The organism is Streptomyces sp. URMC 129 (genome assembly GCF_051386415.1).
Lineage (GTDB): Bacteria > Actinomycetota > Actinomycetes > Streptomycetales > Streptomycetaceae > Streptomyces.
Genome location: NZ_JBPQTQ010000007.1, coordinates 21,568 through 34,833 on the forward strand (window position 1 = coordinate 21,568; position 13,266 = coordinate 34,833).

General features: G+C 72.5%; 9 protein-coding genes. 3 read left to right on the top strand and 6 right to left on the bottom strand.

Going from position 1 to position 13,266, the window contains the following annotated elements:
* Positions 1 to 171: 171 nt before the first annotated feature.
* The 5 genes from ACSNOC_RS02905 to ACSNOC_RS02925 form a co-directional block, all read right to left on the bottom strand.
* On the bottom strand, positions 172 to 1,179 hold the full coding sequence (locus ACSNOC_RS02905; RefSeq protein ID WP_436745599.1) for a PAC2 family protein: 1,008 nt from the start codon (positions 1,177 to 1,179) through the stop codon (positions 172 to 174).
* Between the two features lie 191 nt (positions 1,180 to 1,370).
* Complete coding sequence (locus ACSNOC_RS02910; RefSeq protein ID WP_436745600.1) at positions 1,371 to 2,969, bottom strand: FAD-dependent oxidoreductase; 1,599 nt, start codon at positions 2,967 to 2,969, stop codon at positions 1,371 to 1,373.
* 36 nt (positions 2,970 to 3,005) lie between these two features.
* On the bottom strand, positions 3,006 to 4,550 hold the full coding sequence (gene glpK, locus ACSNOC_RS02915; protein ID WP_436745601.1) for a glycerol kinase GlpK: 1,545 nt from the start codon (positions 4,548 to 4,550) through the stop codon (positions 3,006 to 3,008).
* A gap of 42 nt (positions 4,551 to 4,592) precedes the next feature.
* Positions 4,593 to 5,405 (bottom strand): MIP/aquaporin family protein, encoded by an 813-nt coding sequence (locus ACSNOC_RS02920; RefSeq protein WP_436745602.1) that lies wholly within the window; start codon positions 5,403 to 5,405, stop codon positions 4,593 to 4,595.
* 150 nt (positions 5,406 to 5,555) lie between these two features.
* Complete coding sequence (locus tag ACSNOC_RS02925) at positions 5,556 to 6,320, bottom strand: IclR family transcriptional regulator (protein ID WP_436745603.1); 765 nt, start codon at positions 6,318 to 6,320, stop codon at positions 5,556 to 5,558.
* 219 nt (positions 6,321 to 6,539) lie between these two features.
* On the opposite strand from ACSNOC_RS02925, the gene metH reads away from it, so the two are divergent.
* From metH to ACSNOC_RS02940, 3 genes are all read left to right on the top strand, one after another.
* Entirely contained in the window at positions 6,540 to 10,046 is a 3,507-nt protein-coding gene (gene metH, locus ACSNOC_RS02930) for a methionine synthase (RefSeq protein WP_436745604.1), read from the top strand.
* Positions 10,047 to 10,171: 125 nt separating this feature from the next.
* Positions 10,172 to 10,915, top strand: a complete 744-nt coding sequence (locus ACSNOC_RS02935) for an HAD family hydrolase (protein ID WP_436745605.1) — start codon at positions 10,172 to 10,174, stop codon at positions 10,913 to 10,915.
* Between the two features lie 42 nt (positions 10,916 to 10,957).
* A complete protein-coding gene (locus tag ACSNOC_RS02940) occupies positions 10,958 to 12,556 on the top strand; it encodes an ABC transporter substrate-binding protein (protein ID WP_436745606.1) in 1,599 nt (532 codons plus the stop codon).
* Positions 12,557 to 12,573: 17 nt separating this feature from the next.
* Here ACSNOC_RS02940 and ACSNOC_RS02945 read toward each other — a convergent pair whose 3' ends face one another.
* Positions 12,574 to 13,242, bottom strand: coding sequence for a response regulator (locus ACSNOC_RS02945; RefSeq protein ID WP_436745607.1), 669 nt, complete (start codon positions 13,240 to 13,242; stop codon positions 12,574 to 12,576).
* Positions 13,243 to 13,266: the final 24 nt, after the last annotated feature.

The window sequence follows — 13,266 nt, forward strand, 5'->3', positions numbered from 1 at the left end:
CCCGGCAGACGTGCGGGGGCGTACGCGGGCGATCCGGCAACGCGGCGAGCGTGCGTGCCCGGGGCACCGCCCAGCCTCCGGGCCGGGGAACGTCGTGGGCGGGGCGGCCTCGGTGAGGACGGGCCCTGGGCACCAGTGGTGCGGCGGCCCGGCGGCCCGGCGGTCCGGCGGTCAGTCGTCGGAGTCGGGGCCGGGGCCGGGGCCGGGCGGCGGTCCCGGCTCCTGGGGTCCCTGGCCCTCGCCGCCCTCGGGCGGCCGGCGGCGGGGTCTGGTCCGGCCGCTGCCCGGGTCGCGCAGATAGGTTCCCGGGTCCCCGGCGGGCGGCTGCCCGTCGCGGCGGCGCAGATAGCGCTCGAACTCCTTGGCGATGGCCTCGCCGGTCGCCTCCGGCAGGTCGGCGGTGTCCCTGGCCTCCTCCAGCGACTTCACGTACTCCGCCACCTCGCTGTCCTCGGCGGCCAGTTGGTCCACGCCGATCTGCCAGGCGCGGGCGTCCTCGGGGAGGTCGCCCAGCGGGATGTTGACGTCGAGCAGGTCCTCCAGCGAGTGCAGCAGCGCCAGCGACGCCTTGGGGTTCGGCGGCTGGGCCACGTAGTGCGGGACGGCCGCCCACAGCGTGACGGCGGGCACCCCGGCGTGGGTGCACGCCTCCTGCAGGATGCCCACGATGCCGGTGGGGCCCTCGTACCGCGACTCCTCCAGGTCCAGCGTGCGGGCGAGGTCCTCGTCGGACGTCACGCTGGTGACGGGCACGGGCCGGGTGTGCGGGGTGTCGCCGAGCAGCGCGCCCAGCACCACCACCATCTCCACGCCCAGCTCGTGGGCGAAGCCGAGGATCTCGTTGCAGAACGAACGCCAGCGCATGCTCGGCTCGATGCCGCGTACCAGCACCAGGTCCCGCCGCTTGACCGGGCCGTTCTCCGAGCCGACGCGCACCACCGACAGCCGCGTCGTCGGCCAGGTGATGCGCCGCACGCCCCCGTCCAGCCAGATGTGCGGCCGGTTGACCTGGAAGTCGTAGTAGTCCTCGGCGTCCAGGGCCGCGAACACCTCGCCCTTCCACTCCCGCTCCAGATGGGCGACCGCGGCGGAGGCGGCGTCACCAGCATCGTTCCAGCCCTCGAACGCGGCCACCATGACCGGGTCGACCAGCTCGGGAACTCCGTCGAGCTCGATCACCCAGCGCCTCCTCCCGGCCGGGTCGGAGCGGGTGCTCCCGGCCCGGCTGCCGTAAGTGTTCCGTGCGGCCCCAGCCTACGGCGTCACCGTGCCCAGCCCGCAGTCCTCGTACGCATGCGCATGGTGATCAGGGGTGACCAGCCGTTCACTGCCGGTCCACCCGGATCGGCCCGCGCGGGGACGACGGCGGGTCAGGACTTCCGGCCCAGCAGCTCCTCGACGCGGGTGCGGACGTCCTCGGTGTCCAGGCCACGGACCGTCAGCGTCGTGCGGCGGCGCAGGACGTCGTCGGCGGTCTCCGCCCACTCGTGGTCACGCGCGTAGACGACCTGGGCCCAGATCTCGGGGCCGTCGCGGTGGACCCGCTCGCCGAGGGACGGGTCCTGGTGGACGAGGCCGGCGATGTCGAAGGCCAGCGAGCCGTAGTGGGTGGCCAGGTGACGGGCCGTCGACGGGTCCAGGGCGACGCCCGGCTCGCGGTCCACGAGCAGGCGGTGGGCGACCGCGTTGGGGTTGGCGACGCCGGGCAGCGGCGCGTGGCGGACGAGGTGGGAGACGGGCTCCATGTCCTTGCCGAGGGCCACGCCGGGCAGCTTGGCCAGCTTGTCCAGCACCGTGCGGCCGATGTGCCGGTAGGTGGTCCACTTGCCGCCGGCGACCGACAGCATGCCGCCGCGGCCCTCGGTGACGACGGTCTCCCGCTTGGCCGACTCGACCCCGCCGGGGCCGCCGGGCAGCACCCGCAGGCCGGCGAAGGCGTACGTCATCAGGGAGCGGTCCAGCGCCTCGTCGCGCACGGAGAACGCGGCCTCGTCCAGGATCTGCTGGATGTCGGACTCGGTGGCGCGCACGTCGGCCGGGTCGCCGTCGTACTGCTCGTCGGTGGTGCCCAGCAGCAGCATGTCCTCCCAGGGGAGGGCGAAGGTGATGCGGTACTTGTCGACGGGGGTGGCCATCGCGGCGCCCCAGGGCTGGGTGCGGCGCAGCACGAGGTGCGCGCCCTTGGACAGCCGGATGCTGGGAGCGGCGTCCGGGTTCTCCATGCGGCGCAGGTGGTCCACCCACGGGCCGGTGGCGTTGAGGACGAGGCGGGCGTTCACCCCGAACTCGCCGCCGTCGAGGCGGTCGGTGAGGTCGGCGCCGGTGACCCGGCCGCCGGTGAAGCGCAGGCCGGTGACCTCGGCGTGGTTGAGGACGACCGCGCCGGACTGGACGGCGGCCCGGACGGTCATCACGGCGACCCGGGCGTCGTTCATCTGGTGGTCGCCGTATACGGCGACGGCCTTCAGGTTCTCGGTGCGCAGCGCCGGGTTGGCGGCGGCGGCCTTGGCCGGGGAGATGACGCGGCCGACGCCGTCGCCGAAGGCGGACAGCGCGGAGTAGGCGAAGACGCCCGCGCCGAGCTTGACCGCGCCGTGCGGGCCGCCCTTGTAGACCGGCAGGTAGAAGGTGAGCGGGCTGACCAGGTGCGGGGCCACGTCCCGGGCCAGCACGCGCCGCTCGTGGTGGTTCTCCGCGACGAGCCTGACCGCGCCGGTCTGCAGGTAGCGCAGACCGCCGTGGACGAGCTTGGAGGAGGCGGAGGAGGTGGCGCCGGCGAAGTCGCCGGCGTCCACCATCGCCACCCGCAGTCCCGACTGCGCGGCGTGCCAGGCGACCGAGGTGCCCAGGATGCCGCCGCCGATGACCAGCAGATCGTAGGTGGCAGCGGCGAGCCGCTCCTTGGTCTCGGCGCGCCGGTCCGCCTGGCCGGTCGGGCCGGGAGCGGCGGTCGGGTGCAGCGTGTTCATGTCGGTCGGTTCTCCATGTTCCGTGGGTCTGTCCTGTCAGTCGGACTCGGCGAGCCAGCCCATGGTCCGCTGGACGGCCTTGAGCCAGAACCGGTACTCGCGGTCGCGCTCGGCCGGGTCCATCCGCGGGTTCCACTCGGCGGCCCGGCGCCAGTTGGCGCGCAGCTCGTCGGTGCCCGACCAGAAGCCCACCGCCAGTCCGGCGGCGTAGGCGGCGCCGAGGCAGGTGGTCTCCGAGACCATCGGGCGGACCACGGGGGCGTCGAGGAAGTCCGCGATGTTCTGCATCAGCAGGTTGTTGGACGTCATGCCGCCGTCCACCTTCAGCGCGGTCAGCTCGACGCCGGAGTCCTTCTTCATGGCGTCGACGATCTCGCGCGTCTGCCAGGCGGTGGCCTCCAGCACGGCACGGGCGATGTGCGCCTTGGTGACGTAACGGGTCAGGCCGGCGATGACGCCGCGGGCGTCGGAGCGCCAGTAGGGCGCGAACAGCCCGGAGAACGCGGGGACGACGTAGGCGCCGCCGTTGTCCTCGACGGACAGGGCGAGGGTCTCGATCTCGGCCGCGCTGTTGATCAGGCCCATCTGGTCGCGCATCCACTGGACGAGGGCGCCGGTGATGGCGATGGAGCCCTCCAGCGCGTAGACCGGCTCCTGGGCACCGATGCGGTAGCCGACGGTGGTGATGAGGCCCGCGTAGGAGTTGATGGCCTCGGTGCCGGTGTTCATCAGCAGGAAGGTGCCGGTGCCGTAGGTCGACTTGGCCTCGCCGACGTCGAAACAGGTCTGGCCGAAGAGCGCGGCCTGCTGGTCACCGAGGGCGGAGGCGACCGGCACGCCGTCCAGCGCGCCGCCCTTCGCGGTGCCGTAGACCTCGGCGGAGGAGCGGATCTCGGGCAGCACCGAGACCGGGACGCCGATGGAGGCGCAGATGCGCTCGTCCCACGCCATGGAGCGCAGGCTCATCAGCAGCGTCCGGGAGGCGTTGGTGACGTCGGTGACGTGGACGCCGCCGTCGGGGCCTCCGGTGAGGTTCCAGATGACCCAGGAGTCCATGGTGCCGAAGAGGATCTCGCCGCGCTCGGCGCGCTCGCGCAGGCCCTCGACGTTGTCCAGGAGCCAGCGGATCTTCGGGCCGGCGAAGTAGGAGGACAGCGGGAGGCCGGTCTCGCGCCGGAAGCGGTCCTGGCCGACGTTGCGGCCCAGTTCGCGGCAGAGGGCGTCGGTGCGGGTGTCCTGCCAGACGATGGCGTTGTGCACCGGCTCGCCGGTCGCCCGGTCCCACAGCAGGGTCGTCTCGCGCTGGTTGGTGATGCCGATCGCCTTGACCTGGTCCTTGCTGATCCGCGCCTTCTCCAGGGCGCCGGCGACGACTTCCTGGACATTGGCCCAGATTTCGGCGGCGTCGTGTTCGACCCAGCCCGGCCTGGGGAAGATCTGCTCGTGTTCCTTCTGGTCGACGGAGATGATGCGCCCGTCGCGGTCGAAGACGATGCAGCGGCTGGAGGTGGTGCCCTGGTCGATCGCGGCGATGTACTCGCGCGAGGCGGAGGGGAGGTCGGCGTCGTGTCTGTCGGTCATGGGTCGCGGCTCCTGATCGGGGTCCGGGCGGCTCGGGGGTGGTCAGAACAGCAGGGTGTGGACGCCGGCCGCGAGGGCGCCGCCGGCCAGCGGGCCCACGACCGGGATCCAGGCGTAACTCCAGTCGGAGCCGCCCTTGTTGGGCAGCGGCAGGAGCGCGTGCACGATGCGTGGCCCGAGGTCGCGGGCCGGGTTGATGGCGTAGCCGGTCGGGCCGCCGAGGGACAGGCCGATGCCGGCCACGACGAGGGCGACCATCAGCCCGCCGGTGCCGGAGACGGTCAGGCCCTCGTTCAGGCCGATGCCGAGGACCAGCAGCACCAGGACCGCGGTGCCGATGATCTCGGTCGCCAGGTTCTGGACCGTGTTCCGGATCTCCGGGGCGGTCGAGAAGATCCCGAGGACGGGGCCGGGCTCGCCGCGCCGGGACGGGGCGCGCTCCTCGGCGGCGCGCGCCTCCTCGGTGGCGGCCGGGCCGGGCGTCCCGGAGCCGCCGACGATCTCGCGGTCGGTCAGATGGGCCTGGAAGTGGCCGTAGTAGGCCAGCCACACCAGCACGGCTCCCAGCATGGCGCCGGCCATCTGGCCGGCGACGTAGACCGGGACGTCGCCCCACTCGCCGCTGTCGATGGCGATGCCGAGGGTGACCGCCGGATTCAGGTGGGCTCCGGAGAGCTGGGTGGAGACGTAGACGCCGGAGAGCACGGCCACGCCCCAGCCGAGGGTGATCGCCACCCAGCCGGCGCCGAAGGCTTTCGATCTCTTGAGGACAACGCCCGCGACCACGCCGCCGCCGAGCAGGATGAGCACGGTGGTGCCGAGAACCTCGCCGAAAAAAATGTCAGAGGTCGACAACCTGCGACTCCTTCGTCCGTCGTCCAGAGGATTGTCAGGCCGACTTTCGTCCGATGTTCGGCAATGTCGACCGTTGACCGGCAGTTTTCTCCTTGGAGTGACTGTCGTCAAGGGGTGGACGGAAGGTGGCTGCCTGATGCCTGGATTGTCCTAGAAGCGCCCGGCTCCCAGGTCACGCGACACGGAGCGCGCGCAGTCGCGCACGGCCGCCACCAGGCGCGGGTGCAGCGTCCCCTCCGCCTGCATGCGCTCCACCGCGCCGGTGATGCCGACGGCGCCCACCGGCATCTTGCGGCGGTCCAGGATGGGCGCGGCGATCGACGCCACCCCGTCCCACGTCTCGCCGAGGTCGCTGGCCCAGCCCCGGGCCCTGACCTCTTCGAGGCCCTTCTCGAACTCGGCCGGATCCGTCACCGTCAGCTCGGTGATCGCGGGGAACCCGCCCTCCATGACCTCGTTGTGCGCCACCGGGTCGAAGGCCGCCAGCACCTTCCCCAGCGCGGTGCTGTGCAGCGGCTGCATCGCGCCCACCTCCAGCACCTGCCGGCTGTCGTCGGGCCGGAAGACGTGGTGCACGATCAGCACGCCCTGCTGGTGCAGCACCCCGAGATAGGCGCTCTCCCCGCTCGATCTGGCCAGGTCGTCGGTCCACACCAGCGCCCGGGCGCGCAGCTCGTGCACATCCAGATAGCTGTTGCCCAGCCGCAGCAGCTCGGCCCCGAGCTGGTACTTGCCGGACCGGGCGTCCTGCTCGACGAAGCCCTCCTGCTGGAGGGTGCGCAGCAGCCCGTGGGTGGTCGCCTTGGCCAGCCCGATGGACGAGGCGATGTCGGACAGGCCCAGCCGTCGCTCGCCACCGGCCAGCAGGCGCAGCACCGCCGCGGCGCGCTCGAGTGACTGGATGGTCCGAGCCATGGGGCAGCCTCCTGGTCTCCGGCGTCAGCGCTTTCCGCTGTTCGGCAATGCCGAACGGTAGCGGATCATGTCGATGCACTGCGGGGCGGGCAACGAGTCTACGACCGTCCGCGCTCCGAGATGCCTCCTCCGCGCCCCCTCCCGGCCGTTAGGCTGACCTGGTGCGCTTCTCGCAGAAGGCGCATAGCCGACAGCCGTCGCACTCCCGGGAGCACGTCCATGGTCTCTTCCAGCCCGCCGTCCGTCCCCCAGTCCCAACGGGCTTCCGCGCTGCGCGAAGCCTTCGCCTCCCGCGTCGTCGTCGCCGACGGCGGGATGGGCACCATGCTCCAGGCACAGGACCCGACGCTGGACGACTTCGAGCAGCTCGAAGGCTGCAACGAGGTGCTCAACGTCACCCGCCCCGACATCGTGGCCTCCGTCCACCGCGCCTACTTCGACTCCGGTGTCGACTGCGTGGAGACCAACACCTTCGGTGCCAACCTCGCGGCGCTGGGGGAGTACGACATCGCCCACCGCGTCTTCGAGCTGTCCCGCGCCGGCGCCGCCATCGCCCGCGAGACCGCCGACGAGTTCACCGCCGCCGACAGCCGCCAGCGCTGGGTGCTCGGCTCCATGGGCCCGGGCACCAAGCTGCCCACCCTCGGCCACGTCACCTACCGGCCCCTGCGCGACGCCTACCAGCAGAACGCCGAGGGCCTGATCGCCGGCGGCGCCGACGCGCTGCTGGTCGAGACCAGCCAGGACCTGCTGCAGACCAAGGCCGCCGTGCTCGGCGCCCGGCGCGCCCTGACCGCCGCCGGCGCCGACCTGCCGCTGCTGGTCCAGGTCACCGTCGAGACCACGGGCACCATGCTCCTCGGCTCGGAGATCGGTGCCGCGCTCACCGCGCTGGAGCCCCTCGGCATCGACATGATCGGGCTCAACTGCGCCACCGGCCCTGCCGAGATGAGCGAGCACCTGCGCTACCTGGCCCGGCACGCCCGCGTGCCGCTGTCCTGCATGCCCAACGCCGGACTGCCCGTGCTGGGCAAGGACGGCGCCCACTATCCGCTGTCGCCCGCCGAGCTGGCGGACGCCCACGAGACGTTCATCGGCGAGTTCGGCCTCTCCCTGATCGGCGGCTGCTGCGGCACCACTCCCGAACACCTGCGGCAGGTCGTGGAGCGGGTGCGGGAGCTGCGCCCGGCCCCCCGCGACCCGCGGCCGGAGCCCGGCGCCTCCTCCCTCTACCAGACCGTGCCCTTCCGGCAGGACACCTCGTACCTGGCGATCGGCGAGCGCACCAACGCCAACGGCTCCAAGAAGTTCCGCGAGGCGATGCTCGCCGGCCGCTGGGACGACTGTGTGGAGATGGCGCGCGAGCAGATCCGCGAGGGCGCCCACATGCTCGACCTGTGCGTCGACTACGTCGGCCGGGACGGCGTCGCGGACATGGCCGAGCTGGCCGGCCGCTTCGCCACCGCCTCGACGCTGCCCATCGTGCTGGACTCCACCGAGCCCGCCGTGCTGGAGGCCGGCCTGGAGAAGCTCGGCGGCCGGGCCGTCATCAACTCGGTCAACTACGAGGACGGCGACGGCCCCGACTCCCGCTTCGCCCGGGTCACCCGCCTCGCCGTCGAGCACGGCGCCGCGCTGATGGCCCTGACCATCGACGAGCAGGGCCAGGCCCGCACCCCCGAGCAGAAGGTCGCCATCGCGGAGCGGCTGATCGCCGACCTCACCGGCAACTGGGGCGTGCACGTCTCCGACATCATCATCGACTGCCTCACCTTCACCATCTGTACCGGGCAGGAGGAGTCCCGCAAGGACGGCCTCCACACCATCGAGGCGATCCGCGAGCTCAAGCGCCGCCACCCCGGGGTGCAGACCACCCTCGGCCTGTCCAACATCTCCTTCGGGCTCAACCCGGCCGCCCGCCTCGTCCTCAACTCGGTCTTCCTCGACGAGTGCGTCCGGGCCGGCCTGGACTCCGCGATCGTGCACGCCGCGAAGATCCTGCCCATCGCCCGCATCGCGCCCGAGCAGGTCGAGGTCGCCCGCGACCTGATCTACGACCGCCGCCGCGAGGGCTACGACCCGCTGCAGCGGTTCCTGGAGCTGTTCGAGGGCGTGGACGCCAAGTCGATGAAGGCAGGCAAGACCGAGGAGCTGCTGGCGCTGCCCCTGGACGAGCGCCTGAAGCGCCGCATCATCGACGGCGAGCGCAATGGGCTGGAGGCCGACCTCGACCAGGCCCTGACCGAGCGGCCCGCCCTGGAGATCGTCAACGACACCCTGCTGGCCGGGATGAAGGTGGTCGGCGAGCTCTTCGGCTCCGGACAGATGCAGCTCCCCTTCGTGCTGCAGTCCGCCGAGGTGATGAAGGCGGCCGTCGCCCACCTCGAACCGCACATGGAGAAGACCGACGACGAGGGCAAGGGCACCATCGTCCTGGCCACCGTGCGCGGCGACGTCCACGACATCGGCAAGAACCTGGTCGACATCATCCTGACCAACAACGGCTACACCGTGGTCAACCTCGGCATCAAGCAGCCGGTCTCCGCCATCCTCGACGCCGCGGCCGAGCACCGCGCCGACGTCATCGGCATGTCCGGGCTGCTGGTGAAGTCCACGGTGATCATGAAGGAGAACCTGGAGGAGCTCAACCGGCGCGGCATGGCGGCCGACTACCCCGTCATCCTCGGCGGTGCCGCCCTCACCCGCGCCTACGTCGAGCAGGACCTGCACGAGATCTACGAGGGCGAGGTGCGCTACGCCCGCGACGCCTTCGAGGGCCTGCGGCTGATGGACGCCCTGATCGCCGTCAAGCGCGGCGTCCCCGGCGCCACCCTGCCCGAGCTGAAGCAGCGCCGCGTCACCGCCCGCACCGCCCCGATCCCGGAGCCGGAGGACACCGGCCCGGTCCGTTCCGCCACGGCCACCGACCTACCGGTGCCGGCGACGCCGTTCACCGGCACCCGGGTGATCAAGGGCATCCCGCTGAAGGACTACGCGGCCTGGCTGGACGAGGACGCGCTGTTCAAGGGGCAGTGGGGCCTGAAGGCGGCCCGCGACGGCGGCCCCGACTACGCCGAGCTGGTCGAGACCGAGGGCCGGCCCCGGCTGCGCGGCTGGCTGGACCGCCTGCACACCGAGAACCTGCTCCAGGCCGCCGTCGTCTACGGGTACTTCCCCTGCCACGCCGAGGGCGACGACCTGGTGATCCTCGACGACGACGGCAAGGAGCGCACCCGCTTCACCTTCCCCCGCCAGCGGCGCGGCCGTCGCCTGTGCCTGGCCGACTTCTTCCGCCCGGCGGAGAGCGGCGAGACCGACGTGGTCGCCCTCCAGACCGTCACCGTCGGCCCCCGGGTCAGCGAGGCCACGGCGGAGCTGTTCCAGGCCAACGCCTACCGCGACTACATGGAGCTGCACGGCCTGTCCGTCCAGCTCGCCGAGGCGCTCGCCGAGTACTGGCACGCCCGGGTCAGGGAGGAGCTGGGCATCGCCGGGCAGGACCCGGCGGAGCTGTCCGGGATGTTCCGCACCGAGTACCAGGGCTGCCGCTACTCGCTGGGCTACCCGGCCTGCCCCGACCTGGAGGACCGGGCCAAGATCGCCGCGCTGCTGGGCCCCGAGCGCATCGGCGTGACGCTCTCCGAGGAGTTCCAGCTCCACCCCGAGCAGTCCACGGACGCGATCATCCTTCACCACCCCGAAGCCAACTATTTCAACGCGCGCTAGCTCGGACGGGTGAAATAGCGGAGGCGACTTTCCCCCAACCGACGTAGACTGATCGGTCCGGTACAGGCCGGTCGTCTCCCCATGGAGGCGGCCGGCCTGCTCGCTCCTTACGGAGGTGCGCGCGGATGACGAGTTCCCTGCCCGCCATCGACACCACGATGCCCCTCGGCCCCGACCCGCAGGCCGTGCTCCTCGACATGGACGGCACCCTGGTCGACACCGAGGGCTTCTGGTGGGACGCCGAGGTCGAGGTCTTCCGCGCCCTCGGGCACGATCTCGCGGACGAGCACCGCGAGATCGTGGTCGGCGGCCCCATGACCCGCTCCGCCGGCTACCTGATCGAGGTGACCGGCGTCGACATCGGCCTCGACGAGATGCGCGACCTGCTGAACGCCGCGTTCCTGCGCCGCCTGGAGCGCGGCGTGCCGCTGATGCCGGGCGCGCGGCGGCTGCTGACCGAGCTGGCCGCCCACGGGCTGCCCACCGCCCTGGTCTCCGCCTCGCACCGCACCGTCATCGACCGCATGCTGGTCTCCCTGGGCCGGGAGCACTTCACGCTCACCGTCGCCGGCGACGAGCTGTCCCGCACCAAGCCGCACCCCGACCCCTACCTCACCGCCGCCGCCCGGCTGGGCGCCGACCCGGCGCGCTGCGTGGCCGTGGAGGACACCGCCACCGGCGTCGCGTCCGCCGAGGCGGCCGGCTGCCGGGTCATCGCCGTCCCCTCCGTGGCGCCCATCCCGGCCGCCGCGGGCCGGGTGGTCGTCGGCTCGCTGGAGGAGGTCGACCTGGCGTTCCTGCGCTCCGTCGCCGCCGGTCCCGCCGTCCGTGACCCATCTCACCCCGAGGCGGCGGTGCGTCCGGTCTAGGGTTCGTTCCGGCCCACCCGGACCGGAACATGAGGACACCACGTGAGGAAACGCGCCCGCCGGAGGACGCTCCCGATCGCCGTGGGGCTCGCCGCCGCCCTCCTGGCCGCCTCCGGCTGCGGCCTGACGGGCGACGGCGCCGGCGGGGGCGACCCGATCGTCGTGGGCACCACCGACGCCGTGCCGGCCACGGACCCGGCCTCGGGCTACGACCCCGGCTCCTGGCTGGTCTTCACCAACGTCTTCCAGTCCCTGCTGAGCTTCCCGCCCGGCGGCACCGAGCCGCAGCCCGAGGCCGCCGAGCGGTGCGGCTTCACCGACCGCGTCAGCCGGCGCTTCACCTGCACCCTCCGCGACGACCTGACGTTCAGCAACGGCGACGACCTCACCGCCGCGGACGTGAAGTTCTCCTTCGAGCGGACGCTGCGCATCAACGACCCCGACGGGCCCGCGGTGCTGCTGTCCACCATCGACCGGATCGAGACCCCCGACGACCACACGGTCACCTTCCACCTCACCCGGCCCGACGCCACCTTCCCGCAGAAGATCGCGTCCGGCGCCGGGGCGATCGTCAGCCACCGCGCCTACCCCGCCGACGCGCTGCGCACCGACGGCACGGCGGTCGGCTCCGGCCCCTACACGCTGGAGAGCTTCGGCGAGAGCCAGGCCGTCTTCGCCGTCAACGACGACTACCGCGGCCCCGCCGACCTGCGGAACTCCGGCGTCACCCTGCGGCTCTTCCACGGTGACCAGGCGGCGCTGCGCGCGGCCGTCGAGAGCGGCGAGGTCGACGTCGCCTACCGGGGACTCGCCGCGCGGGACCTGGCGGATCTGGAGACCGACGCTCTCGCCGGCGACAGCGGCCTGCAGGTCGTGGACGGCACCGGCACCGAGGTGCAGCACCTCGTGTTCAACCTGGACGACCCGGTGGCGGGCGACATCGGCGTGCGCCGCGCCATCGCGTACCTCATCGACCGCACCGCCGTCGTCCGCGACGTCCACCGGCGCACCGCCGAGCCGCTGTACTCGGTCGTCCCGGCCGGGATCACCGGGCACACCACGTCCTTCTTCGACCGCTACGGCGACCGGCCCGACCCCGGCCGCGCCGAGGACGCCCTGCGCGCCTCGGGTATCACCGAGCCCGTCGAGCTGACGCTGTGGGTCACGCCGACCCGCTTCGGCCCCGACACCGTGGCTGCCTTCGAGCAGCTCGCCGGCCAGCTCGACGCGAGCGGCCTGTTCGACGCGACGGTCCGCGCCGTCCCCGCCGAGGAGTTCGAACAGGGCGTGGCGAACGGCGACTTCGGCGTGCACGTGCGCGGCTGGATGCCCGACTACCCCGACCCGGAGAACTTCACCGAGCCGCTCTTCGGCGAGGACGGCGTGCTGGCGAACGGCTACACGTCGCCGCGCATCACCGAGGAACTGATCCCGGCCACCGCCGGCGAGAGCGACCGGAGCCGGACCGTCGCCGACTTCGCCGAACTGCAGGACATCGTCGCCGAGGACCTGCCGGTCATCCCGCTCTGGCAGAGCAGGCAGTACGCCGTCGCCGCCGCCGACGTCGACGGGCTCCAGTGGACCCTGGACCTCTCGACCGTCTTCCGGTTCTGGGCGATCGGCACACCGGCCGGGGACTGACCGGGGGCCGCCCGCGCTCAGCTGCCCGGCCGCACCAGGCCGCTCTCGTAGGCGAACACCGCCGCCTGCACCCGGTCCCGCAGCTCCAGCTTGGTGAGCACGTGCCCCACGTGCGTCTTGACGGTCGTCTCGCTGACGAACAGGTCGGCCGCGATCTCCGCGTTGGACAGCCCCCGCGCCACCAGCTTCAGCACCTCGACCTCGCGGTCCGTCAGCGTGCTCAGCGCGTCCGGCACCGGGTCCTCGCCCGACGGCAGCCGCCCCGCGTACATGTCCAGCAGCCGCCGCGTGACGCTCGGCGCCAGCATCGCCTCGCCCGCCGCGACCACCCGGATCGCCTGCACCAGCTCCGCCGCCGGGGCGTCCTTCAGCAGGAACCCGCTCGCCCCCGCCCGCAGCGCCTCCACCACGTACTCGTCCAGATCGAAGGTGGTGAGCACCAGCACCTTGGCCGGGCCGTCCTTCTCCGGGCCGGTGATCTGCCGCGTGGCCTCCACGCCGTCCATCCGCGGCATCCGGATGTCCATCAGCACCACGTCCGGCTGGAGCGCCCGCACCTGCTCCAGGGCCTGCAACCCGTCGCCCGCCTCCCCGACGACGGCGATGTCCTGCTCCGCCTCCAGGATCATCCGGAACCCGGTGCGCAGCAGCGGCTGGTCGTCGACGAGCAGGACGCGGACGGGCATGGGAGCACCCTTCGATCGGTGGGA

Coding starts and splice junctions, on each gene's coding strand:
- ACSNOC_RS02910 (WP_436745600.1), bottom strand. CDS start 2,969: ATGAACACGCTGCACCCGACCGCCGCTCCCGGCCCGACCGGCCAGGCG.
- glpK (WP_436745601.1), bottom strand. CDS start 4,550: ATGACCGACAGACACGACGCCGACCTCCCCTCCGCCTCGCGCGAGTAC.
- ACSNOC_RS02925 (WP_436745603.1), bottom strand. CDS start 6,320: ATGGCTCGGACCATCCAGTCACTCGAGCGCGCCGCGGCGGTGCTGCGC.
- metH (WP_436745604.1), top strand. CDS start 6,540: ATGGTCTCTTCCAGCCCGCCGTCCGTCCCCCAGTCCCAACGGGCTTCC.
- ACSNOC_RS02935 (WP_436745605.1), top strand. CDS start 10,172: ATGACGAGTTCCCTGCCCGCCATCGACACCACGATGCCCCTCGGCCCC.
- ACSNOC_RS02945 (WP_436745607.1), bottom strand. CDS start 13,242: ATGCCCGTCCGCGTCCTGCTCGTCGACGACCAGCCGCTGCTGCGCACC.